A 21,662-nucleotide genomic window follows, 5' to 3' on the forward strand; every position below is an offset into this window, starting at 1 on the left:
GGTCGGTCCATGGAGAGGACACGCCAGATCACGCTCGCCCGCCGCCCCGTCGGTATCCCGGTCCCCGAGGACTTCGCGCTGGTCGAGGTCGATCGGCCCGTGCCCGGCCCCGGGGAAATCCTCGTGCGCATGCGCGTCGGCTCGTGCGACCCTGCGATCCGCGGCTTCCTCGATGATCGGCCCAGCTACCTGCCGCCGGTGGCGCTCGGCGCACCGATCAACGGCATGTCGCTGGGCGAAGTGGTGGAATCGAACAACCCCGACTGGCCGGTCGGCACCCTGCTGCGCACTTTCGCGGTCTGGTCGGAATACTACGTCGTCGGCGCCGATGCGCTCGGCATCGAAAAGGTTGAACAGGCCCCCGGCGTGCCGCTGCAGCATTACATGGGCGCGCTCGGACCTGTCGGCCTCACGGCATGGGTCGGCCTGTTCGAGATCGGCAAGGCCAGGGCCGGCGAAACCGTGGTGGTCAGCGCCGCCGCCGGGGCCACCGGCAGCACCGTGGTCCAGCTTGCCAAGGCCGCAGGGTGCCGCGTGATCGGCCTTGCCGGTGGCCCGGCCAAGGCGCAGATCGTCAAGGACCTCGGCGCGGACGTTGCCATTGATTACCGCGCGGCGGGCGATCTTGCCGAGGCGATCAAGGCCGCAGCGCCGGACGGCGTCGATGTCTACTTCGACAACGTCGGCGGCGAAACGCTCGACGCCATCCTGCCGCTGATGCGCCTGCACGGCCGCATCGCCGTCTGCGGCATGATCGCGCAATACAACGATGCCGATAATCCCCACGGCAACCGCAACTTGTGGCAGCTGGTGGTCAACCGCCTGACCATGCGCGGCTTCATCACCTACGATCACCCCGAAGTCCTCGGCGAAGCGCAGGCCATGCTCGATCGCCTCTTCGCCGAGGGCAAGCTCAAGCCGCTCGAAAACGTGCGTTCGGGCATCGAGAAGCTGCCGGAAGCCTTCATCGAACTGATGAGCGGCAAGACCACCGGCAAGACTCTTGTGCTGATCTGATGGCCGCGCTCGCCGGAAAGATCGCCTTCGTCACCGGCGGCGCATCGGGCCTGGGCGAAGCCATCGCTCGCGCCTATGCCGACGAAGGTGCGTCGGTCATCATCGCCGACATCGACGCTGCCGGTGGCGAAGCCCTTGCAGCCGAGCTCGGCGCGCGTTTCGTCCATCTCGACGTGACGCAGGAAGCCTCGTGGGCGCAAGCGCTCGCCCCGTTCGATCGCATCGACGTGCTGGTCAACAACGCCGGCATCACCACGCTCGGCTCGATCGAGGAGATCACGCTCGACCAGTTCCGCCACGAACTCGATATCGACGTGCTTGGCGTGTTCATGGGCACGCAGGCCGTCCTGCCGAAGATGAAGGCCCATGGCGGCTCGATCATCAACATGTCCTCGCTCTCGGGCGTGAAGGCCTCGTCCAACCTCGTCGCCTACAACGCGGCCAAGGCGGCGGTGACGCTGATGACCAAGTCCTGCGCCCTGCACTTTGCCGAAAAGGGCTATGGCATCCGCTGCAACTCGATCCACCCCGGCGCGATCCACACCCCGATCATCGACAAGGTGCTGGCCCAGTCCGACGATCCGGACGCGCTTTACCAGAGCTTCGTCGATGTCCACCCGGTCAAGCGCCTCGGCAAGCCGGAGGAGATCGCCGCAATGGCCGTGTTCCTCGCCAGCGATGCCAGCGCCTTTGCCACCGGCGCCGAATTCCGCGTCGATGGCGGCGCCTCGATCTGATGGGCGGGCTGCCGATCCGCCAGGTGGCGTTCTTCGTGGAAGACGTCCGCGCCGCGGCGCGCGCCCATCACGATGCCTTCGGCTCAGGCCCGTTCTTCGTGGCTGACAACATCCCCCTCGCCCGCGCCGTGCATCGCGGGGTCGATCGCATGCTCGATCACAGCTCTGCCTATGGCCAGTGGGGCGATGTGATGGTCGAGTTCGTCGCCCAGAACAACCCCGGCCCCTCCCCTTTCCGCGATCTCTACCCGGAAGGTTCGGGCCGCTGGGGCATGCACCACGTCGCGGTGTTCGTCGACGACGTCGATGCCGAGCTTGCCCGCTTTGCCGCGCGCGGCGCAGCCTGCGCCCTGCGTGCCGAGATGACCGACGGCTTCGTCTTCGCCTTTGCCGACACCACGGCGACGATGGGCCTGTTCACCGAACTTTATGCCCCCACCAAAACGCTGGTTGATTTCTACGCCATGGTCGCGCAGGCGGCTGAGGACTATCGGGGGACTGACCCGATCCAGACCATCCGGATGACTTGAGGACCTGACGTTGAGCGAGACCTGGCACAGCCTGATTGCCGAAACCGAATTCCCCGCAGAGGGCAAGGTCGCCACGAAGATCGCGGGCTGGCACGTCCTTGTCGCGAAGACCGAAGACGGCCTGTTCGCCGTCAACGATCGCTGCACCCATCAGGCCGCGCTGATCTCCACCGGCCGCATCCGGCGCGGCGCGGTGATGTGCCCGCTGCACGGCGCGCGGTTCGAAATGGCCACGGGCCGCTGCATCGGCGGCGCCTACAAGGACCTGCGCACCTTCCCCGTCCGGGTCGAAGGCGGCCAGATCGAAGTGTGCATTCCCGATGCGGCCCCCGGCATGGACGAGCTCCCGGTCGTCATCTGAACTCGCTGCCTGAATTCTCAGGCCGAACTCACTCAAAGCGCAGGTTCACCCTGCCCACATGCGCGTTAGTCTCTCCCCAACCAAACCAACGGGAGAGACAGCACCATGCCCTTCACCGGCCCCGCCGAAGACCGCCTCGCCATCCGCGAACTGCTCGAGACTTATGCCGACGCCGTGACCCGCGTCGATGCCGATGACTGGGCCGCGACCTGGGCCGAGGACGCCGAATGGTCGCTGCCCGATTACCCCGAACTCGGCACAACCAAGGGCCGCGCCGCGATCAAGGCGATGTGGATCGAGGCGATGAAGAACTACCCCGGCATCATGTTCGAAGCCTGGCCGGGGTCGATCGAAGTCAGCGGTGATACCGCCACGATGCGCAGCTACACCGCCGAGGTCTATGACCAGAACGGCATCACCATGCGCGATCGCGGCGTCTATGAAGACACTTGCGTCAAGATCGACGGCAAGTGGCTGTTCAAGAGCCGCTCGTTCCGCAACATCCACCGCCAGCACGCGCCCAAGGGCTGCTGAACGGCAGCACGGTTCAGGGTGCGCGGAACCACGCACCCTTGAACCACAGCGCCAGATTGACCAGCGCAATCAGCACCGGCACCTCCACCAGCGGCCCGATCACGGCCGCAAAGGCCACCGGTGAGGCAAGGCCGAACGCGGCAATCGCCACGGCAATCGCCAGCTCGAAATTGTTCGACGCCGCTGTGAACGCCAGCGAGGCCGTGCGCTCGTAACCCGCACCGATTGCCCGGCCCGCGGCAAACGCGGCCACGAACATCACCACGAAGAACACCACAAGCGGCAGCCCCACCTTCAGCGCATCGAACGGCAGCGCAAGGATCTCCCCGCCCTTGAGGCTGAACATCGCCACGATGGTGAACAGCAGCGCCGCCAGCGTCAGCGGGCTGATCGCCGGCACGAACTGCGTTTCGTACCAGTCGCGCCCCCGCGCCCCGACCAGCGCCTTGCGCACCAGAAATCCGGCGAGGAACGGCACGCCAAGATAAGTCAGCACCGCCTTGGCGATCATCGCGAAGTCGATGTCCACCACCTGCCCTTCCAGACCGAAAACCGGCGGCAGGAACGTCAGGTAGAACCAGGCATAGGGCACATAGAACAGGATCTGGAACAGCGAATTGAACGCGACCAGCCCAGTCACGTACTCCGGGCTTCCCCCCGCCAGCTGGTTCCACACCAGCACCATCGCAATGCACGGCGCAATGCCGATCAGGATCAGCCCGGTCATGTATTCGGGATTGTTCGGCAGCAGCAGCGCGGCCAGTGCGAACATGAACGCGGGCGCAACGATCCAGCACAGCCCGAACGAAACCGCCAGAATCTTGCGATCCCGGAACACCTCGCCCAGTTCCTCGTAGCGAACCTTGGCCAGCGGCGGGAACATCATCAGGATCAGGCCGATGGCAATCGGGATGCTGGTCGAACCGACCGTCATCGCCCCCAGCGCCTGCGGCACCGCCGGCACGAAACGGCCGAGCGCAATGCCCAGCGCCATCGCGGCGAAGATCCACAGCGTAAGCCAGCGATCGAGGAACGACAGGCGCGGACGCTCCGGCGCCCAGGCAGCGATCGTCGCCATCAGGCGGCTCCTTCCATCTGCCCGATGCGGGCAAGTTCGCGCGTCAGTTCGGCGCGCTCCCCAGTTCCGAACGTCATCGTCTCGAACGGCAGGGCCAGCAACGCGGCCACGCGCATTTCCAGCCAGGCCCAGGTCTGCTCGAACGCGGCGTCCACTTCCGCCTCGCTACCCTCAACGTCAGCCGGATCGGGCAAGCCCCAGTGCGCCTTCAGCGGCGCACCCATGAACACCGGGCAGGCCTCGCCCGCGGCATTGCCGCAGACCGTGATGGCCAGATCGATCGGCGGCGCGTCCGGCCCGGTAAATTCGTTCCAGCTTTTCGACCGGAACGGCGCCACGTCGATGCCCTTGCGCGCCAGCAGCCGCAGCGCGCCGGGATGCGGCACGCCCTTGGGCTTGCTGCCGGCACTGTGAGAAACGATCCGCCCCGCCCCCATGGTGCCAAGCATCGCTTCCCCCAGAATCGAGCGCGCCGAATTGCCGGTGCACAGCACCAGTATCGAAAACGGACGATCGCTCATCAGCAGCACCCCGCCTTCGCTGCCGGGGCGGCAACCTTCGGGGCGCAGCACGCCGTGTCCGAGGCATGGGCCGAAGCGAGCGGCGCAAAGTCCGGGCTCTCGCCATAGACCGTGCTTTCACCTTCGGTCAGGAAAGCCTCCCAGATCACGCCATCGGGATCGGCGATCCAGCTCTTCTCCGACTTGGCGTAGCAGCAGGTCGTCGCGCCTTCCGCGATGACCGGTCCCTTGGCATTGGCCAGCCGCCCATAGACTTCGGCCAGCTCTCCGGCACTTTCCACTTGCAGGCCGATGTGTTCGATCCCCTTTGCCGCCCCGTCCTTGCACGAGATGGCAAAGTTTATGCGCGGGTCCTCCAGCATCCACTTGGCGTAATCGGCCTTGGTCACGGTCGGCTCGGCGCCGAACAGGCCGGAATAGAAAGCGATCGAGGCATCGAGGTCGGCGACGCCGACGTGAACATGGAAGCGCTTCATGCGACGTCCTTTTCGGTTGAGCTTGAAGGATGGCAATCGATGGCAGGCACGCAGGCTGCGCCGCCACAGCAGTTCTCGGTCAGAAAGCCCATGACGGCGGCCATCGCCCCATAATCGGCGGAGTAGAGGATCGACCGGCCCTGCCGCCGTTGCCCGACTAGCCCGGCATTGGCGAGCTGGGCGATATGAAAGCTGAGTGATGACGGCGCAATGTCCAGCGCTTCGGCCAGCGCGCCTGCGGCCAGCCCGTCAGGCCCAGCCTGCACCAGCAGCCGGAACGCCGTCAACCGATGCTCCTGCGCCAGCGCGCCAAGGGCGCGAACGACCGCTGCTGATTCCACGCGCAAACCCCTTCGATTCGATATTTCTATAATAGTCGAAACAATGCCTGCCGCAACCGCAAACGAAAAAGGGCGGAGCCGAAGCCCCGCCCTCTCATGGTCACGTGCGCCTGATGCGATCAGAAGCGCTTGATCACCGAGACCTGCACCGTGCGCGGCAGGTTGCCGAAGCCCAGCTGGTCGGCGCGAACGCCTGCCGCCGTGCCCGTGCCGCCGCCGGTCGAAGGACCATCGACCACGCCGCTGACGAAGAAGCGATTGGTCAGGTTCTTGCCGATCACCGCAATCGCCCAGTTGTCGTCCTCGGCCCCGAAGCGGATGCCGGCATCGAGCACGGCATACTTGCCCTGGCGCGAGAACGGATTGCCAAAGCCCGAGGCGAGGTAGCTCGACGAATAGCGGGTGTCGACGTTGAGGCCGACCTTGTAGCCTTCGCCCGCTGCCGTCTCGTAGCCCACGCCGAACGCGCCGGTCCATTCCGGCGCCACAGAAAGCGGCGCCCCGTTCAGGTTCTGGCGCGCCGAGATGCCGCCGACGAGCGTGCAACCCTGCGCCGGAGTCTGCCCGGCATAGCACGGGGCCGAGGGGAAGTCGGTGTAGCGTGCCTTGGTGTAGTTGATCGAACCGTGGACGTTCAGCCCGTCGATGCTGCGCGGTGCATATTCGAACTCCAGCTCCACGCCCTTTGTCCGCGCATCCGCCGTCAGCGTCTGGAAAGCGAAGATCGGCGAGTTGAAGAAGTCGACCTGCAGATCGTTGTAGGCATAGGTGAACGCCACCAGGTTCAGGCGCAGCTGGTTGTCGGCCAGCGTCGTCTTGATCCCGGCCTCGAAGCCACGGGCCTTTTCGGGGTTGAAGGTCAGGTCCGCCAGCGGATCGGACGAGAACTTCGAGTTGATGCCGCCGTTCGAGAACCCGCCCGACTTGTAGGCCGTCTTGTAGGCGCCATAGACGAGGATGCCGTCCTGCGGCTTCCACGTCAGCGTCACTTCCGGCGACCAGTCGTCGAAGACCTGCTTTGCGGTCACTTCGCCCAGGCCATCGGCATCGTTCTGGTCGCGGAAGATGCCCTGCACGCCCAGGTTGTTGTAGGGCTGCGTGAAGAAGCTGTCCTTGGTTTCATGGGTATAGCGCACACCGCCTGCCAGCTCGAGCGTGTCGATCAGCTTCCACGTCACCTGCCCGAACAGGGCCGTCGTCTCGCCATCGGTGAAGCTGGTCTTCGACGATGCCACGAAGCGGTTGGCCGCCGAAGCCGTGTCGTCGCGCAGCCCGGCGAACATCACGTACTGGGCAAAGTCACGCTTGGTCTTCTGGTACAGCCCGCCCACCATCAGGTTGATCGGCCCGTCGAACGAGGTCTGCGCGCGCAGTTCCTGGCTGAACGCCTTCCACGTGCTGTTCTCGGTCGCCCAGGTGCCGGCATTGCTGCTCTGGAAATCGCAGGCGCAGGCCCAGCGGTTGTTGTTGGTGTTGTAGTTCGTCACCGAACTGATCGTGACATTGTCCAGCTCATACGAAACCGCGCCGTTGATCGCCCACGAGCGATAGCGGTTGTAAAGCGAGCCGTCCTCCTTCGCGAAGGGGAAGTTCTTGGCGATGTCGGCGGGCATGTTGTTCTGGTGCGTCACGAAATCCGTGCCGCAGCGATACCCGGTCAGCTGGCTCACGCCCGTGGCGAGGCCGCAGTTGTAGGCCACATAGTTCCACGAGGAATTGTTGACCTGGTTGTAGTTGTACGAACCCTTGAGCGTCATGGTCAGACGGTCGGTCGGGGTGTACTTCAGCGTCACGCGGCCAAGGAACTCGTCCTCACCCGGCGCGCGCGATGCAGCCGGCTTGGCCACCGAGCCGATGGGATTGCCGCTGCCGCCCGCCAGCAGGTTGCGGATGTCGACGGTGGTATACGTGCGGTCGACCGAGACGTTGCGATAATATCCGCCGTCCATGATCGAACCGCGCGCGGCAAAGCGCACGCCCAGCGTATCGCTCAGCGGGATCGAGGCGATCAGCTCGCCCTGGTACTGGCGCGAACGGAACTCGTAACCGGCGCGGGCGATGAATTCACGGTCCGGCCCCGGATCGTTGGTGGCCAGGCTGATCACGCCGGCAGTGGCGTTCTTGCCGAAGAACAGCGCCTGCGGACCTTTGAGCACTTCGACGCGCTTCAGGTCGAAGAAGCCTTCCTGAATGATGCGGCCCTGCCCGTAATAGGCACCGTCAACCACCACGGCGACCGACTGCTCGATGCCGATCGAGGTCGAGGACGAACCGATGCCGCGCATGGTCAGCTGCGCGCCCGAACCGTTCGAGGCACGGCCGACGTTGAGGTTCGGCGTTGCCGCCGCGATCTTCTCGATCGAGGTGATGTCGCGCTGCTGGATGGTCTTTTCGGAAATCGCGGTGACGGCCACCGGCACGGTCTGCACCGATTCCTCGCGCTTGCGCGCGGTGACGATGATTTCCTCGAGGCCGCCTGCAGAGGCGCCGTCCTGCGCGGCATCCTGCGCAAATGCCGGAACCGCCGCGCCCAGCGCGCAAGTGGCGAGAAGAATTCCCTTGATGGTGCGCATGTCCGCATCCTCCCATTCTTGTGATTAGACCCGCGCGTTTACGCCTCTTGGCTCGAGGCCTCGCCTCGCCAATGCATTAGCCTCACCCTTTGGCTAGGTGCCGCGCTGCCCCGGCCTCGGCACCTCTGCGCCCTGAGAGGAATTCCCATGACCGAAAACCACTTCTGGCGCCTTGATCGTCACCCCGAAGGCTCAGACTTCGAAGCCGCACTCAGCCTGCAGACCGAAACCCTGCCGCCGCTTGGGCAAGGCGAAGTGCGGGTAAGGGTCGGGTGGCTGTCGATGGACGCCGGCACGCGCATGTGGATGAGCCCGCGCACCGATGGCTATCAGCCGCCCCTGCCCTTGGGCAGCAAGATGGCGGGCCTCGTCCTCGGCCAAGTCAGCGAAAGCCGAGATTCCGCCTTCCCGGTCGGCACACTGGTGCGCGGTTTCGGCCAGTGGGCAGACTACGCCACAATGCTCCCTGCCCTCGCCGGGCTCGAGATCGTCGACGACACCGTGGCCGACATCCGCCACCACTTCGGCGCGCTCGGCATGAATGCATGGACCGCCTATGTCGGCGTCAGGGAAGTCGCCGCGGTCAAGCCCGGCGAATGGCTGGTCGTCTCCGCCGCCGCCGGAGCCACCGGATCGATGGCCTGCCAGGTCGGCCGCAACCTTGGCGCAAGGGTCATCGGCATTGCCGGCGGCCCTGAAAAGTGCCGCTACCTGACCGAACAACTGGGCGTCGATATCGCCATCGACTACAAGAACGATGACGTCGCCGCCCGTCTCGCGGCCGTCGAAGGCGGCGTCCATGCCTATTTCGACAATGTCGGCGGGCCGCTGCTCGATGCCGTCCTGCCCAACATGGCGCATTATGGCCGTGTCGCGGTGTGCGGCATGGTCGCCGCTTATGACAACGACGCCCCCCTGCCCGGCCCGGCCCGCTTCGATCAGGTGTTGATGCGCCGCCTGCGCATCGAAGGCTTCTTCATCCCCGACTTCCTCCACCGCGGCGCCGAATTCCTGCCCACCTTGCGCGAATGGGTCGATGCCGGCACGCTCACCGTCAATCTCGATGAGACGCAAGGGCTGGAAAACACCCTCGCCGCCTATCGCCGCATGCTCTCGGGCAAGGCCATCGGCAAAGTCATCGTGAAAGTCGCCTGATGCCCATCATCAAGCACCGCGCCCCGCTCCAGTGCCTCGTCGCCGTGCGCGGCCACCCGTTCGATCGCACCGCCTTCGACGCCATGTTCCAGGCGATGGACGGCATATCGGCCACCATGGTCGATCAGCCCGCCGCCGCGCTGCTGATGAACCCTGAAGACCTGCGCCAATTCGATGCGCTGGTGCTCTACGACATGCCCGGCCTTGATTTCGAAGCGCCGGAAAATGCCCCGCTCTACCGCGAACCTTCGCCCGAACTGCAGGCCGGTTTCCGCGCCCTGCTCGAACAGGGCAAGGGCGTCGTCGCGCTCCACCACGCGCTCGCCGGATGGCCGACATGGGTTGAATATCACGATTGGCTGGGCGGGCAGTTCTTCTACCATCCGGGCGAGTGGCGCGGGGAGACGGTGCCCGACAGCGGCTATTGCCACGATGTCACCCACGAAATTGCGGTCGTGGCCGATCACCCCGTCACCGCCGGCCTGCCCGCCAGCTTCACCCTGACCGATGAACTCTACCTCGGCCAGGTCAATGAAAGCGACGTCACCCCGCTCCTGCGCTCAAGCGCCACGTTTGACCGCGAACACTTCTGGTCGGCAGACCTTGCCGTGAAGGGCGAAATGTTCAGCCGCGAAGGCTGGGACCACCCGGTCGGCTCCAATCTCGTCGGCTGGACCCGGGAAGCCCTCAACAGCCGCCTCGTCTATCTCCAGCCCGGCGACGGCCCCTCGGCCTACGACAACCCGCACTACCGCCGCCTGGTCGAAAACGCGATCCGCTGGGTCACCGAATAGCGCCTCATGCCCACCCCCAACCCCTCCCGCTTGCGGGAGGGGGGAGCCAACGCTGCGTCTTGCCCTCCCGCAAGCGGGAGGGCCGCGAGACTTATCGAGCGCAGCGAGATTAGTCGCAGGGGGGTGGGCACTCGCCACCCCGCCCGACAAATCAAAGCGCCGTCATCCCCCCATCGACCACCAGCTCGGTCCCCGTGACATAGCGGCTCTCGTCCGAGGCGAGGAACAGGTTCATGTTCGCGATGTCCAGCGGCGCGCCCATGTAGCCCATCGGCACCAGCGCCAGCGTCGCGTCATAGTTCGCGGCATTGTCCTCCTGCGCCACGCCCTGGATGTTGGTCAGGATCATGCCGGGGTGCACCGAATTCACGCGGATGCCGTCCTTGGCGGTTTCCACCGCAATGGTCTTGGAAAACAGCCGCACGCCGCCCTTGGCCGCGGCATAGGCGCCGCAGGCCGGCACGCCGATCAGCCCGGCGACAGACGAGATGTTGATGATCGAACCCTTCACCCCGGTCTTGCGCATCAGGATCACCGCGCGCTTGGTGCCCTGGAACACGCTGTCGAGGTTGACCGAGTTCTGCAGCGCCCAATCGGCGCTGGTCATGTCCTCGATCGGGCGCAGCACCGCGATCCCGGCATTGTTGACGCACACGTCCAGCTTGCCGTCCTCGGCCTCGATCGCGGCGAAAACCTCGTCCCACTGCGCCTCGCTGGTCACGTCATGCAGCATCGCGCGGGCCTCGCCGCCCGCGGCACGGATGCCTTCGGCCACCTTTTCGGCGCCGGCCAGATCGCGGTCGGTCAGCCACACCTTGGCGCCTTCCTCGGCAAAGCGCTGCGCAGTTGCGCTGCCCAGGCCCGGCACCGAAGCACCACCTGTCACCAATGCGACTTTTCCGGAAAGACGGCCCATTTGAAACTCTCCCAATAAAAAACCGGAGGGACGGAAAGGAACGTCGCCTAAGCGACCCTCCCCCGCCCCCCCGGCAAGGTGGATCAGGTTATATGCGCAGGATTCAGAACTTGAAGCCTGCGGTAACGCCGTAGGTCCGTGGTTCCAGCGCCATGCCGAACGACCACAGGCCAGCCACGGTGAATGCGTGGGTCGTGGTCTTCTCGTTCAGCAGGTTGCGGGTGAACACGCGCAGGTAGGCCTTGGCGTCGTCGATGTCGAAATTGAACGTCATCGACGCATCGACCAGATCCTGCGTGGTGGTGCGCACGCGCGGATCGTTGCCGCCCACCGTGATCAGCGTCGCCTGGCCCGAACCGTTCAGCGTCGGCGTCAGCGAAGCTGCCGAAAGCTGTTCGTCATAGGGCGAGATGTGGCGCCAGCCGACATTGGTGGTGATGTCGCCAAAGCCGGTCGGTGCGACGTATTCCGCGCCCAGCGATGCGGTGAAGTCCGGCGCATAGATCAGGCGGTTGGCCGAGTAGTTGAACGGCACCAGCCCCGCACCGCAAGGGTTGGTCGCCACCGGCCCTGCCGCATAGGCGCCGCAGGTGACGAAGTTGCGGAAGTGCGAATCCATGATCGCGATCGAGCCGGTGATGCGGAAGTTCTCGGTCACGCGCAGCGTGCCGTCCGCCTCGATGCCCTTGATCAGCGCGCCGCCCGGAACGTTGCCGGTGATCGTCTGGTTGCCGGTGGGGCCACCCGGAACGGTCAGGTTCTGCTGCATGTCCTTGTAGTCAGACACGAAGCCGGCAAGGTTCAGCTCCAGCTTGCGGTCGAACGCCGAAAGCTTCACGCCCACTTCATAGGCGTCGACCGTTTCAGGCTGGAACGGCGTGCTGGCGGTGGCAGCGGTTGCCGCGCGCGGGCTGAAGCCGCCCGAACGATACCCGCGCGACCACGAGGCATAGACCATCACGTCCTGGTTCGGGCGCCAGTCGATGCCGACCTTGGGGGTGAACTTGTTGAAGCTTGCCTTGCCCTTGCCCACCAGTGCGATCTTGCTCAGGTCGATGTTGTCGGGATCGAGCAGGGTGTTGGCGGCAAAGCCGTTGCTCAGCTCCTTCTTGTCGTGGCTGTAGCGGCCACCGAACGAAAGGCGGAAGCCCTCGGCAAAGGCCCAGTTGAAGTCGCCGAACACGGCGTAGCTCTCGGTCTTGCCTTCTACGCGCTGGGCGTTGCGGTCAAACAGGGTCGGCGGGGTGCTCGGGCTGAAGCCGAACACGCGCGACCACTGCGTCAGGTCGTATTCCGACTTGAAGTAGAAGCCGCCGACGACATAGTCGAACCCGTCGAACAGCTCGCCCGCAGCGCGCAGCTCCTGGCTCCACTGTTCGTAGTGCTGGCGGCGATCGACGTAGTAGAGATCGACCGACGAACCGTCGAAGTCCTGCGTCTGCGCTTCCGTGCTCTTGCGCCAGCCGGTGATCGAGGTCAGCTTCACGCCGCCCGCGTCATAGTTCATTTCCAGCGTGGCTTCGGGCGCCTTGTAGTTGCTCGAAGCGGCATCGCCGAAGGTGGTGTAGAGATCGGTGGTGGTGTTGCGATTGCATTCGCGCGCCGGAATGAACGCGCAGAACACTTCGCTGCTGTTGGTGATGTTGCTCACCACCGGATCGAACACCTGCTCGACCTGGGCCACCGTCAGCTGCGCGTCAAAGCCCGAACCGGTCGGCTTGAACAGCAGGCTGGCGCCGTAGTTCTCGCCATTGCTCCAGCCCGCGTCGACATTGCGGGTGACGTTCTTGTAGAAGCCGTTGGTTTCGTTGTGGAAATACCACGCCTTGACGCCCCAGCTCTCCTCGTTGCCATAGTTGGCGAGCAGCTTGGTCGAGAAGGTGCCGAACTTGGCAAACGTCGCCTCGGCCTTCAGGCCGGGCTTCATCGTCGGCTTGGTGCGCTGGATGTTGATCACGCCGCCGATGGTGTTGGCGCCGAACAGCGTGCCCTGCGGCCCGCGCAGCACTTCCAGCTGGGCGATGTCGAACGCATCCTGCAGCTGGCCGGTGTTGGTGCCGATCACCACGCCGTCAACCAGCACGCCCACGGTCGGCGTCTGCGACTTCTCGATGTCGGCATAAGTCAGGCCGCGGATCGAGATGTTTGCCGCCTGCGCGCCCGAATTCTGCTGGGTGATCAGCAGGCCCGGAGCCGCGCCCTGCAGGTCGCCGATGTTCACGGCAGCCTTGCTTTCGAGGAAGGCGGTGTTGACCGCGGTGATCGCCACCGGCGTGCTCTGCAGCGTTTCCGAACGGCGGCGCGCGGTCACGATGATCGCGCCGGTATCGCCAGCGTCTGCTGCCTGTGCGCTATCGTCGGCCTGAACCGCCTGCGGCTCGTCTGCTTCGGCAGCAAGGGCCGGCAGCGAAAAGCCAAGCGCGGTGGTGGTCATGGCAACGGCAAGCATGCGCCGTGCAGCAGTGGTTCTCATGTCTATCCTCCCTCCAAGGGTAACCTCGTCCGCTCAGGGACGATGGCTCACCTTCTTCATCCACCGCTGCGCTGATCGAACCAACTGCGACTTGTTACAGGTGCATGTGCCAGTGCATCATCCATCCTTGCCGTAACGTTCGGACGAGAATCCGGGAGAGATCACCATGACCGTCAATCGCCGCTTCCTGCTGGCCCGTCGCCCCCACGGCACGCCGGTGCCAGAGGACTTTTCCCTTGTCGAACAGCCAGTTCCCTCTGCGCCCGAGGGCGGCTTCGTCGTGCGCAACTGCTATGCCTCGCTCGATCCCGCCCAGCGCGGATGGATGGACGATGCGCCCAGCTACATGCCGCCGATCCCCCTGGGTGATCCGGTTCGCGCCACCACGGTCGGCGTGGTCGCCGCCTCGAACTCGCCCGATTTCGCCGTCGGAGACTGGGTCCTGGGCATGAACGGGCTCGAGGACTACTCGGTCAACGGTGCCGGCGGCTTCACCATGAAGGTCGATGTTGCCCAGGTCGATTCGCCATCGCGGTTCCTCTCGGCGATGGGCGCGGTCGGCCTCACCGCCTATTTCGGCCTGATTGACGTGGCCAAGCCCAAGCCCGGTGAAACGCTGCTGGTTTCAGGCGCCGCAGGGGCGGTTGGCTCGGCAGTCGGCCAGATCGGCAAGATTCTCGGCTGCCGCGTGATCGGCATCGCCGGCGGCGCGGAGAAGTGCCGCCGCCTGATCGAGGACTACGGCTTCGATGTCGCCATCGACTACAAGAACAAGTCGGTCGACCAGCTCGCCGCCGAGATCCGCGCTGCCACGCCGAACGGGGCGGATGTCGTGTTCGAGAACGTCGGCGGCGACGTGTTCGATGCCGAACTGCTCAACCTCGCCAAGCATTCGCGCATCGTGCTGTGCGGCTTGATCAGCGAATACAATTCCCCCGCCAAGGTCGGCGCGCGCAACCTCTGGTCGATCCTCACCAACCAGGCCACGCTCTACGGCTACCTGATCATGGACTACGCCCCCCGCTTTGCCGAAGGCGGCGCGGTCATGGCGGAATGGATGGCGCAAGGCCGCCTGCGCATCGACGAGGACGTGCAGCACGGCCTCGAAAACGCCTACGATGCCTTCATGCGCCTGTTCAGCGGCGCCAACACCGGCAAGCTCGTGCTGAAGATCGCCGATGGTCTCTGATCGCCCCGCCTCTGGTCGCCTGCGCGGGCGTCGCGCCATCGTCACCGGCGCAGGCTCGGGCATCGGCGCGGCCACGGCGGCACGCCTGCGCGCCGACGGGGCGCAAGTCTTCACCGCCGACGTGCAGGGCGATGTCGATTTCACGGCTGACCTCACCGCCCCCGACGCCAATGCCCGGCTTGTCGAACAGGCCGTGGCGGCGATGGGCGGGCTCGATACGCTGGTCCCCTGCGCCGGGATCAGCGCGTTCCACCCCCTCGAAGGCCATGACGACGCCTATTTCCTGCGCGTGATCGAGGTGAACCTCGTCGCCGTGTTCCGCCTCGTGCGCGATGCCGTGCCGCACCTCAAGGCCGCGGGCAATGGCCGCATCGTCACCATCGGCTCCACCACGTCGAGCCACGGCGACGAGGGCCTCAGCGCCTATTCCGCCTCCAAGCACGCCGTGCTCGGCTTTACCAAGTCGGTTGCGGCGGAACTCGGGCCGTTCGGGGTGACGGTGAACTGCGTGCAGCCCGGCGCCATCGCCACGGCGATGACCGCGCCCGCCTTTGCGCAGATGCCCGAATTCCGCACCTTCTGGGAGAACAAGGCCCCCTTGCGCCGCCTCGGCCAGCCCGAGGACATCGCCGACGTCATCGCCTTCCTGTGCAGCGACGATGCCCGCTTCATGTCCGGCCATGGCGTGTGGGTCGATGGCGGCGCCATGGTCCGGCACTAAAACCCGTTCAGGCCGTTCCTTTTCCAAAGCCGGTCAAGGGCTTGGGCCAGGGGCAGGAACGCAGTTGATGAAGGTCGCGGCATTCGATGAAGGCAGCGCGCGGGCCGATCCGCCGGCGGCCATGCGCATGGATTACTGGAAGCCCTCCCCCAGGCTCGAAGGGCTGGTGAGCGGCTACCACCTTTACGCCGTCGCGCCGCCGCAAGGGCAGGTCCACAGCGATGTGTTCCAGCCGGCCTGGTTCAACTTGCGCATTCTGCTTGATCCCCAGACCCGCTGGCATGTGCGTTACGGTGGGGGCGAAGCCGTGCGCGTGCCCGATGTCGCGCTGTTCGGCCCTTCGTCCACGGCCTGCTGGTCGCAAAGCGATGCCGGCACCCTCGTCGGCGCAGGGATCACTCCGCTGGGATGGGCGCGCCTCGGCAGCTGCTCCGCTGCCAAGATCGCCAATCGCGTCGTCCCTGCGCGCGACATGCTGGGCGAAGATGTCGAAGCTCTGGCCCGGCACCTGCGCAACGCGGCGCCCGGCGCGGTCCCTGCAATCTTCGATGCCTGGCTGATCGACCGGATGGGCATGCCCCACCGCGACGAGAACACGATTGCCCGGATCTTTTCGGCCCTGCTCGATCCCAATCTACGCACGGTCGGCCAGCTCTCGCACAGTCTCGGCATTGCCTCGCGCCAGCTGGAGCGCCTTTGCCTGCGGGCGTTCGGTTTTGCGCCCAAGCTGCTGCTGCGCCGCGCCCGCTTCCTGCGCTCGCTCCATGCGCTGATCCGCGGTGGGCCGGGCCGACGCGCGCTCGCCATCGACGCCGGCTACACCGATTACTCGCACTTCATCCGCGAGGCGCACGAATTTCTGGGCATGAAGCCCACGCAGTTCCTTGAAGCCTGCGGACCGATGTTCACCCGCTCGCTCCGGTTGCGCCAGGCCGTGCTCGGCGCGCCGGCCCAGGCGCTCACCCGCCCGGCCGATTAGGCCTTCATCACCGGCATCGGCGTCTGCCCGCTTTCGTCGAGGTAATAGGCGATCCATTTGTGGAAGAACTGGTTGCCCGGCTCGTTCCGGCCAAAGGTCTGGTGCGTCATCGCCCCGGATTCCAGCCCGTTCTGCACTTTCAGGCCAAGGAAATAGTCCTCCTCCTCCACCACGTCGAAGAAGAAATCGCACATCTGGTCCAGCGCGGCGAGGCCTTCCTCCGTCTCGGGCTTCACCGGGAAGATGTAGTTCATCACCGTGGTATTCTGGTTCGCCTTCGGCCCCGGGAACAGCTGCGCCAGCTGGCCCATTTCGGGCGCGAGGAAGAAGCTCATGTTGGGGAACAGCATGCGGATGAAATCATAGCCGTTGTTCTCCTGCCACCCCCATTCCTCGCGCGGCAGCTCGGCCAGCCGGGTGATAGAATTCTGCGGGAAGCCCAGCCGGATATGCGGCCCGAAGCCCTCGTAGTGGGCGCGGTTCGAAGGGCTGCGCGTGGCCACCGTATTGGTGTGCGCGGCCTGGAAGTGATAGCCCTCCAGATAGCCGTCATAGGCCACCTTCCAGTTCGCGCCCTGCATTGCGCGCGCCTTGTGGAAGTACCACGTCTCCAGCTTCAATGCGGCAAAGTCCTCGTACATCCCGCCCATCCACTCGACCGCGTTGATCGGCAGGCCGCCCGAGTCCCTGGGTGTCAGGATCACGAAGATCAGCCCCGCCGCCTCGTCGCAAGGCAGCTCGGTCATGTTCAGCGTCGAGCGGTCGACATCGCCGAACGTGCTTGCCTCGGCAATGCCGATCAGCTTGCCTTCGTTGGAATAGGTCCAGCCGTGGTACTGGCAGGCAAAGGCCTTGCAATTGCCCTTGCCCTCCTTGGCCAGATGCATCGCGCGGTGCTTGCACACATTGAGGAACGCGCGCGCCTTGCCGTCACGCCCGCGCGTGATCAGCACCGGCAGGCCCATCACCTCCATCGCCTTGTAATCGTTCACGTTGGGCAGTTCGATGGTCAGCGCAAGCATCAGCGGCAACCGCTTGAAGATCCGCGCGATCTCCGCCTCGAAGCGCTCCTCGCTGAGATAGTCCGCCACCGGCACGCGCATCGTCCCGCTCGCCATGTCGGTGGTCTTCGTCTCGACAAAATGAAGCATCCGTTCCGCCGCGCGGGCGTACTTGTCGTAAAGTTCGGTCATCTGGGGCAGCCTTTCTTTATCCAATTCCGGCTCGGCTGAATGCCCACCCCGCTGCGACCAGGTTCGCTACGCTCTCCAGGTCTCGCGGCCCTCCCGCTTGCGGGAGGGCAGGAGCAGGTCTTTCATCTCCCCTCCCGCAGGCGGGAGGGGTCGGGGGTGGGCAAATCGCTCAAGCGTTCAGGTAAGTGTCGAGCGTCTGGTGGATGTGGCGGATGCGCACTTCCTGATAGTCGGCGAGTTCGACGGCCTGGCTCTTCGAAACCTTCAGCCCTTCGTGGCACAGCGCCATGTTCTCGCTGTCCTGATCGAGCACCGCGCCCAGCACGCCGAGTTCCGGCGCATCGGCCCAGATCTGGTCGTCACCCAGCATGTGCATCGGCACGCCCGCCGGCCGTTCTTGACCTTCCGGCACCCGCGCAATCACGCGCACTTCCATCAGGCACTTGTCCTGATCGGGCCAGGGGCGCCAGCGATAGACGATGTTCGGCATGAACCCGCCCCACGGCGCGAAGTTGGGGAACACGTTGTAGACCAGCGCATCCAGCAGCTCGCTTTCGGAAACGCCCGAATAGTCCCCGCCGAACTGCTTTTCCGAAACCTCGCGCATCTTCGCGCCCAGCGCGGCGCGGGCGCTGCGCCCTTCCGGCACCGTGATCGCATAATTGTCCTTGTCCGCATCGTAGTTATCGGCGCTGCGGCCATTGTACTTGCGGAATTCGTCGATGATGCGCTGCTGCGGCCAGTGTTCGGCCTGCGCCTGTGCCTCGATATGCGGGCTGACCACGCCGAACGGGGTGTAGTTCACGTTCACGTGGTCACCCAGCACATGATAGGCGGCATTGGCGTCGCCGGTGAACGGCATCAGCTGCGGGTGCGTGACATAGGCGTGGTAGCTTTCCATGAAAGCCTCCATCGCAATCTTCCAGTTGGCGGGGATGACCTTGGCCACCCAGGCCACCGTCACGCACTCCTCGTGTTTCCAGCGCTTGAAGAACTCGGGCAGCGGGGCGAGATATTCCTCGATCGTCGGCCCTTCGGCATTGTCACGCACGAAGATGTAGCCGCCCCACTGCGCCAGGCTCGCCTCGGGCAACTGCATCTTCGCGTCGGTCAGGTGGGCAAAGTCCCAGCGGCAGGGAATGTTGCGCAAGGACCCGTCAGGGTTCCACGAGAAGCCGTGGAACGGGCAGAGGAACTGCTCGGCACTGCCGCTGTCGGTCTTGAGCTTGCGGCCGCGATGCAGGCAGACGTTGTGAAACGCCTTCACGCTGCCATCGTCCTGCCGCACGATCAGGTAGGAACGCCCGGCATTGTCATAGGTCACATAGTCGCCGGGCTCGGGCAGGTCCTCCTCGCGCGCGGCAAACTGCCACACCGCCGGCCACATCTTCTCGCACTCGGCGCGGAAGAATTCCGGGCTGTGGTAACGCGCAGCATCGATCGGCGCAGAGCCGAGATATTGCGAACGGTCCTCGGCCATGAAGGCAGGCGGCTGCACTTCGTCGGCAGCCAGAATATCTTCCCAGCTGGTGCCGGGGCATCGTGCGCGGTCGAAGGCGCCGGGATCGCGGTCGGCCATCGTGTTCCTCTCTCCTCTTTGGGTGAGAGAACGATGTCACGACAGCGGCCCGGCGGGTTTGACCAAGGTCAAGAAAAAGCGCCCCGAACCCCTGCGCTTTTGGCTAGTTCGCGCATGTTTCCCCGGGGAAACGAAGCTAAACATGCAGACTTGCCGGTTTTCAGTCCGGCACAATCACGCCCACGCCTTCGCGCCACACCGGGCGAATCTGCGGGTCGTCGTAGATCTCCATGATCTCGAACACGTTGCCGAAGAAATCACGGCAATAGGTCGCGGCATAACCGCTCTTGCGCCCCTGCTCGTCCACGGTCACGCCCGCCATCGAGGGCGGCGCATGGACGCGGATGCCGGCGTCGAGCAGGCGCTGGTAGCACGCCTGGATATCCTCCACCTGCACCGCGAAGTGCGTGTAACCATGGTGGTTAACCCCGCGATCCGGGTCCTGCCGCTCGGGCGGAGGCGCTGTGTACTCGAACACCTCGATATGGGCATTGCCCAGCCGGCACATGAACTGCCGCGCCGCGCTGCCCTTCAGCCCGATCACCTCGTCGATGAAGGGATTGTCCCGCCATTCCAGTGGCGGACCCACCTCGACAGCGCCCAGCAGGCCGAGGTAGAATTCACGCGCCTTGTCGAGATCGGGGACCGAGACCCCGATATGCTGGATCCCCTTGGCCCCGATGCTCATGGCAGGTTCCTCAGAATTGAACGCGCTTGGTAAAGCCGCCATCGACAACCAGATTGGTTCCGGTCGTATAGGACGATGCCGGGCTGGCAAGGAACACCACCGCCTTGGCCACTTCTTCCGGCCCGCCGAAACGGCCCAGCGCGAAGCCGGCTTCGACCGACTTGTACAGCTCGGGTGCGGCACCTTCGATCACGTCCCAGCTGCCGCCGGTGAACTTGATCGGGCCGGGCGAGACGGTGTTGACGCGAATGCCCTTGGGGCCGAGAGCCTGCGAAAGCTGCCCCGCATAGACGATCAGCGCGCCCTTCAGCGCATTGTAGCCCTGCGGCACGATGAAGGTTTCGAGCCCTGCGGTCGACGACAGGATCACCACCGAAGGCGCAGACGACTTTTCAAGATAAGGCTCCAGCACTTCCACGCCGATCACCGAACCCATGATGTCGTGATCCAAGCCCTTCTGCCAATCGCCGGTCTGGCCCGAACCCGAAGTCGAGATCATCGGGATGAAGATGTCGCAACCGCCCAGCTTTTCAGCGGCATCGGTCAGCCAGGCGCGATAGGCATCGTGACCCTGATCCATGTCGAAGGCCGAACCGAAGACCTTGCCACCATGCTTGCCAAGGCTTTCCGCCGCTTCGGCAACCTGTTCGGGATTGCGCGAGCAGAACGCGATGTCCGCACCTTCGGCGGCGAGCAGTTCCGCAGTCGCCCGCCCGATGCCGCGGCTGCCGCCGGTCAGGATCACCTTCTTGCCCTTGAGTCCGAGATCCATGTTGTCGCTCCTCTATCCCGCAGAATCCGTTGCAGCGTTCTTGAAGGCCGCGGCAATGCCAAGCCACTCCCCTTTTGAACAGGAAATGCCGCGCGCCTTGCGGTGGTAGCCAGTCGCCAAAGCAATTGGGAGCAGTGGAATGAAGCGTCTCGAAGGCAAGACCGCCGTGGTGCTGGGCGCCAGCAGCGAAGGCAACATGGGGCAGGTCATCGCCCGGCGCCTGCTTGACGAAGGCGCGCATGTGCTGGTTTCGGGCCGCAAGGAGGCCGTGCTGGCTGACTTCGCCGCGCAGACCGGCTGCGCATGGGCGCCGTGCGACATCACCGACGAGGCCAGCGTCAACGCCCTTGCCGATACGGCTTCGGAAAAGCTCGGCGGCATCGACATCGCAATCAATTCCACCGGCTGGGGCCTGCTCAAGCCCTTCCTTGAAGTCACCCGCGCCGAACTTGACGCGATGAGCGCGCTGCAGCTGGTTGGCCCGCACCAGTTCTTCCAGGCGATGATCCGCAAGATGGCCCGTTCCATGGGCGGGCGCGGCGGCTCGCTGATGACGATCAGCTCGGCCACGGCCACGATCATGCTCAACGATCACGCCATCTACATGGGCACCAAGGCCGGCACCGATCATATCGTGCGCTGCATCGCCCACGAATTCGGGGCGGAAGGCATCCGCGCCAACTCGATCTCGCCGGGCCTCACCGATACGCCGATGAATGCCGAGGCAAAACAGGTCCCCGGCCTGTTCGAAAGCTTCCGCAATGCCTATCCACTCGGCCGCTGGGGCACCTCGGAAGACGTCGCCGCCGCCGCCGTGTTCCTCGCCAGCGACGAATGCTTCATGACCGGGGAAAACCTGCAGGTAAACGGCGGCCTGACCTTGCGCCGCAACCCCACGCGCGAGGAAATCAACGCCGCAGTCGCCAAGGCCATGGGCGAAGGTTGAGCATTCTCGCCCGTTCTTGAGATGTTTCGCTTGGCCGTTGCACGATTGAAGGAAATCGGTTAACCCATCGCCCAAACAGCTTCAAACAG

Annotated in this window: 22 protein-coding genes; 11 read left to right on the forward strand and 11 right to left on the reverse strand. The window is 64.9% G+C overall.

Annotation, left to right across the window (positions count from 1 at the left end; genetic code table 11):
* Positions 1 to 9: 9 nt before the first annotated feature.
* The 5 genes from ACZ1JY_RS15960 (at position 10) to ACZ1JY_RS15980 (ending at position 3,179) form a co-directional block, all read left to right on the forward strand.
* Complete coding sequence (locus tag ACZ1JY_RS15960; protein ID WP_168904766.1) at positions 10 to 1,017, forward strand: NADP-dependent oxidoreductase; 1,008 nt, start codon at positions 10 to 12, stop codon at positions 1,015 to 1,017.
* The gene (locus tag ACZ1JY_RS15965; protein ID WP_465131271.1) at positions 1,017 to 1,754 is read left to right on the forward strand and encodes a glucose 1-dehydrogenase; all 738 of its coding nucleotides are present in this window, start codon (positions 1,017 to 1,019) and stop codon (positions 1,752 to 1,754) included. Before ACZ1JY_RS15960 ends, ACZ1JY_RS15965 begins: the two co-directional genes overlap by 1 nt.
* A complete protein-coding gene (locus ACZ1JY_RS15970) occupies positions 1,754 to 2,284 on the forward strand; it encodes a VOC family protein (RefSeq protein ID WP_465131272.1) in 531 nt (176 codons plus the stop codon). Before ACZ1JY_RS15965 ends, ACZ1JY_RS15970 begins: the two co-directional genes overlap by 1 nt.
* 10 nt (positions 2,285 to 2,294) lie before the next feature.
* Positions 2,295 to 2,645, forward strand: coding sequence for a Rieske (2Fe-2S) protein (locus ACZ1JY_RS15975; RefSeq protein WP_465131273.1), 351 nt, complete (start codon positions 2,295 to 2,297; stop codon positions 2,643 to 2,645).
* Between the two features lie 105 nt (positions 2,646 to 2,750).
* Complete coding sequence (locus ACZ1JY_RS15980) at positions 2,751 to 3,179, forward strand: nuclear transport factor 2 family protein (RefSeq protein WP_168904770.1); 429 nt, start codon at positions 2,751 to 2,753, stop codon at positions 3,177 to 3,179.
* 13 nt (positions 3,180 to 3,192) lie between these two features.
* Here ACZ1JY_RS15980 and arsB read toward each other — a convergent pair whose 3' ends face one another.
* The 5 genes from arsB to ACZ1JY_RS16005 all read right to left on the reverse strand — a co-directional run bounded on the left by arsB (position 3,193) and on the right by ACZ1JY_RS16005 (position 8,168).
* Positions 3,193 to 4,257 (reverse strand): ACR3 family arsenite efflux transporter, encoded by a 1,065-nt coding sequence (arsB, locus tag ACZ1JY_RS15985; RefSeq protein ID WP_465131274.1) that lies wholly within the window; start codon positions 4,255 to 4,257, stop codon positions 3,193 to 3,195.
* The gene (locus tag ACZ1JY_RS15990) at positions 4,257 to 4,778 is read right to left on the reverse strand and encodes an arsenate reductase ArsC (RefSeq protein WP_465131551.1); all 522 of its coding nucleotides are present in this window, start codon (positions 4,776 to 4,778) and stop codon (positions 4,257 to 4,259) included. Before ACZ1JY_RS15990 ends, arsB begins: the two co-directional genes overlap by 1 nt.
* Positions 4,778 to 5,254, reverse strand: coding sequence for an ArsI/CadI family heavy metal resistance metalloenzyme (locus ACZ1JY_RS15995; protein WP_118075065.1), 477 nt, complete (start codon positions 5,252 to 5,254; stop codon positions 4,778 to 4,780). Before ACZ1JY_RS15995 ends, ACZ1JY_RS15990 begins: the two co-directional genes overlap by 1 nt.
* The gene (locus ACZ1JY_RS16000; protein WP_465131275.1) at positions 5,251 to 5,595 is read right to left on the reverse strand and encodes an ArsR/SmtB family transcription factor; all 345 of its coding nucleotides are present in this window, start codon (positions 5,593 to 5,595) and stop codon (positions 5,251 to 5,253) included. Before ACZ1JY_RS16000 ends, ACZ1JY_RS15995 begins: the two co-directional genes overlap by 4 nt.
* 119 nt (positions 5,596 to 5,714) lie before the next feature.
* Complete coding sequence (locus ACZ1JY_RS16005) at positions 5,715 to 8,168, reverse strand: TonB-dependent receptor (RefSeq protein WP_465131276.1); 2,454 nt, start codon at positions 8,166 to 8,168, stop codon at positions 5,715 to 5,717.
* Positions 8,169 to 8,315: 147 nt separating this feature from the next.
* On the opposite strand from ACZ1JY_RS16005, the gene ACZ1JY_RS16010 reads away from it, so the two are divergent.
* Together ACZ1JY_RS16010 and ACZ1JY_RS16015 are read left to right on the forward strand one after the other, a co-directional pair.
* On the forward strand, positions 8,316 to 9,323 hold the full coding sequence (locus tag ACZ1JY_RS16010; protein WP_465131277.1) for an NADP-dependent oxidoreductase: 1,008 nt from the start codon (positions 8,316 to 8,318) through the stop codon (positions 9,321 to 9,323).
* The gene (locus tag ACZ1JY_RS16015) at positions 9,323 to 10,117 is read left to right on the forward strand and encodes a ThuA domain-containing protein (protein WP_465131278.1); all 795 of its coding nucleotides are present in this window, start codon (positions 9,323 to 9,325) and stop codon (positions 10,115 to 10,117) included. Before ACZ1JY_RS16010 ends, ACZ1JY_RS16015 begins: the two co-directional genes overlap by 1 nt.
* Positions 10,118 to 10,268: 151 nt before the next feature.
* Here the strand turns inward: ACZ1JY_RS16015 and ACZ1JY_RS16020 are convergent, their stop codons facing one another.
* Positions 10,269 to 11,033, reverse strand: coding sequence for an SDR family NAD(P)-dependent oxidoreductase (locus ACZ1JY_RS16020; RefSeq protein ID WP_118075070.1), 765 nt, complete (start codon positions 11,031 to 11,033; stop codon positions 10,269 to 10,271).
* 103 nt (positions 11,034 to 11,136) lie between these two features.
* Complete coding sequence (locus tag ACZ1JY_RS16025) at positions 11,137 to 13,506, reverse strand: TonB-dependent receptor (protein ID WP_168904775.1); 2,370 nt, start codon at positions 13,504 to 13,506, stop codon at positions 11,137 to 11,139.
* 166 nt (positions 13,507 to 13,672) lie between these two features.
* Between ACZ1JY_RS16025 and ACZ1JY_RS16030 the strand changes: the two genes are divergently transcribed.
* From ACZ1JY_RS16030 to ACZ1JY_RS16040, 3 genes are all read left to right on the forward strand, one after another.
* Positions 13,673 to 14,695, forward strand: a complete 1,023-nt coding sequence (locus ACZ1JY_RS16030) for an NADP-dependent oxidoreductase (protein WP_465131279.1) — start codon at positions 13,673 to 13,675, stop codon at positions 14,693 to 14,695.
* Complete coding sequence (locus ACZ1JY_RS16035) at positions 14,685 to 15,416, forward strand: SDR family NAD(P)-dependent oxidoreductase (protein WP_465131280.1); 732 nt, start codon at positions 14,685 to 14,687, stop codon at positions 15,414 to 15,416. Before ACZ1JY_RS16030 ends, ACZ1JY_RS16035 begins: the two co-directional genes overlap by 11 nt.
* 67 nt (positions 15,417 to 15,483) lie before the next feature.
* Positions 15,484 to 16,395 (forward strand): helix-turn-helix domain-containing protein, encoded by a 912-nt coding sequence (locus tag ACZ1JY_RS16040; RefSeq protein WP_465131281.1) that lies wholly within the window; start codon positions 15,484 to 15,486, stop codon positions 16,393 to 16,395.
* On the opposite strand, the gene ACZ1JY_RS16045 is transcribed toward ACZ1JY_RS16040, so the two are convergent.
* From ACZ1JY_RS16045 to ACZ1JY_RS16060, 4 genes are all read right to left on the reverse strand, one after another.
* Positions 16,392 to 17,588: an aromatic ring-hydroxylating oxygenase subunit alpha gene (locus ACZ1JY_RS16045; RefSeq protein WP_465131282.1), complete on the reverse strand. Its 1,197-nt coding sequence runs from the start codon at positions 17,586 to 17,588 to the stop codon at positions 16,392 to 16,394. The two genes, ACZ1JY_RS16040 and ACZ1JY_RS16045, sit on opposite strands and share 4 nt — an antisense overlap.
* 169 nt (positions 17,589 to 17,757) lie before the next feature.
* On the reverse strand, positions 17,758 to 19,167 hold the full coding sequence (locus ACZ1JY_RS16050; RefSeq protein ID WP_465131283.1) for an aromatic ring-hydroxylating oxygenase subunit alpha: 1,410 nt from the start codon (positions 19,165 to 19,167) through the stop codon (positions 17,758 to 17,760).
* Positions 19,168 to 19,327: 160 nt separating this feature from the next.
* Positions 19,328 to 19,855, reverse strand: a complete 528-nt coding sequence (locus ACZ1JY_RS16055) for a VOC family protein (protein ID WP_465131284.1) — start codon at positions 19,853 to 19,855, stop codon at positions 19,328 to 19,330.
* Positions 19,856 to 19,865: 10 nt separating this feature from the next.
* A complete protein-coding gene (locus tag ACZ1JY_RS16060) occupies positions 19,866 to 20,627 on the reverse strand; it encodes an SDR family NAD(P)-dependent oxidoreductase (RefSeq protein ID WP_465131285.1) in 762 nt (253 codons plus the stop codon).
* Between the two features lie 139 nt (positions 20,628 to 20,766).
* Between ACZ1JY_RS16060 and ACZ1JY_RS16065 the strand changes: the two genes are divergently transcribed.
* Positions 20,767 to 21,573 (forward strand): SDR family oxidoreductase, encoded by an 807-nt coding sequence (locus ACZ1JY_RS16065; RefSeq protein WP_168904781.1) that lies wholly within the window; start codon positions 20,767 to 20,769, stop codon positions 21,571 to 21,573.
* Positions 21,574 to 21,662: the final 89 nt, after the last annotated feature.

This window comes from Novosphingobium sp. BL-A-41-Hi4B-X5A, assembly GCF_055521705.1.

Excerpts from the sequence above, each read along its gene's own strand:
- ACZ1JY_RS16030 (WP_465131279.1), top strand. The coding sequence starts at position 13,673 with ATGACCGTCAATCGCCGCTTCCTGCTGGCCCGTCGCCCCCACGGCACG.
- ACZ1JY_RS15965 (WP_465131271.1), top strand. The coding sequence starts at position 1,017 with ATGGCCGCGCTCGCCGGAAAGATCGCCTTCGTCACCGGCGGCGCATCG.
- ACZ1JY_RS15990 (WP_465131551.1), bottom strand. The coding sequence starts at position 4,778 with ATGAGCGATCGTCCGTTTTCGATACTGGTGCTGTGCACCGGCAATTCG.
- ACZ1JY_RS16040 (WP_465131281.1), top strand. The coding sequence starts at position 15,484 with ATGAAGGTCGCGGCATTCGATGAAGGCAGCGCGCGGGCCGATCCGCCG.
- ACZ1JY_RS15995 (WP_118075065.1), bottom strand. The coding sequence starts at position 5,254 with ATGAAGCGCTTCCATGTTCACGTCGGCGTCGCCGACCTCGATGCCTCG.
- ACZ1JY_RS16005 (WP_465131276.1), bottom strand. The coding sequence starts at position 8,168 with ATGCGCACCATCAAGGGAATTCTTCTCGCCACTTGCGCGCTGGGCGCG.
- ACZ1JY_RS16065 (WP_168904781.1), top strand. The coding sequence starts at position 20,767 with ATGAAGCGTCTCGAAGGCAAGACCGCCGTGGTGCTGGGCGCCAGCAGC.
- ACZ1JY_RS16035 (WP_465131280.1), top strand. The coding sequence starts at position 14,685 with ATGGTCTCTGATCGCCCCGCCTCTGGTCGCCTGCGCGGGCGTCGCGCC.
- ACZ1JY_RS16045 (WP_465131282.1), bottom strand. The coding sequence starts at position 17,588 with ATGACCGAACTTTACGACAAGTACGCCCGCGCGGCGGAACGGATGCTT.
- ACZ1JY_RS16025 (WP_168904775.1), bottom strand. The coding sequence starts at position 13,506 with ATGAGAACCACTGCTGCACGGCGCATGCTTGCCGTTGCCATGACCACC.
- ACZ1JY_RS16055 (WP_465131284.1), bottom strand. The coding sequence starts at position 19,855 with ATGAGCATCGGGGCCAAGGGGATCCAGCATATCGGGGTCTCGGTCCCC.
- ACZ1JY_RS15970 (WP_465131272.1), top strand. The coding sequence starts at position 1,754 with ATGGGCGGGCTGCCGATCCGCCAGGTGGCGTTCTTCGTGGAAGACGTC.
- ACZ1JY_RS16060 (WP_465131285.1), bottom strand. The coding sequence starts at position 20,627 with ATGGATCTCGGACTCAAGGGCAAGAAGGTGATCCTGACCGGCGGCAGC.
- ACZ1JY_RS16020 (WP_118075070.1), bottom strand. The coding sequence starts at position 11,033 with ATGGGCCGTCTTTCCGGAAAAGTCGCATTGGTGACAGGTGGTGCTTCG.
- arsB (WP_465131274.1), bottom strand. The coding sequence starts at position 4,257 with ATGGCGACGATCGCTGCCTGGGCGCCGGAGCGTCCGCGCCTGTCGTTC.
- ACZ1JY_RS15960 (WP_168904766.1), top strand. The coding sequence starts at position 10 with ATGGAGAGGACACGCCAGATCACGCTCGCCCGCCGCCCCGTCGGTATC.
- ACZ1JY_RS16050 (WP_465131283.1), bottom strand. The coding sequence starts at position 19,167 with ATGGCCGACCGCGATCCCGGCGCCTTCGACCGCGCACGATGCCCCGGC.
- ACZ1JY_RS16015 (WP_465131278.1), top strand. The coding sequence starts at position 9,323 with ATGCCCATCATCAAGCACCGCGCCCCGCTCCAGTGCCTCGTCGCCGTG.
- ACZ1JY_RS16010 (WP_465131277.1), top strand. The coding sequence starts at position 8,316 with ATGACCGAAAACCACTTCTGGCGCCTTGATCGTCACCCCGAAGGCTCA.
- ACZ1JY_RS15980 (WP_168904770.1), top strand. The coding sequence starts at position 2,751 with ATGCCCTTCACCGGCCCCGCCGAAGACCGCCTCGCCATCCGCGAACTG.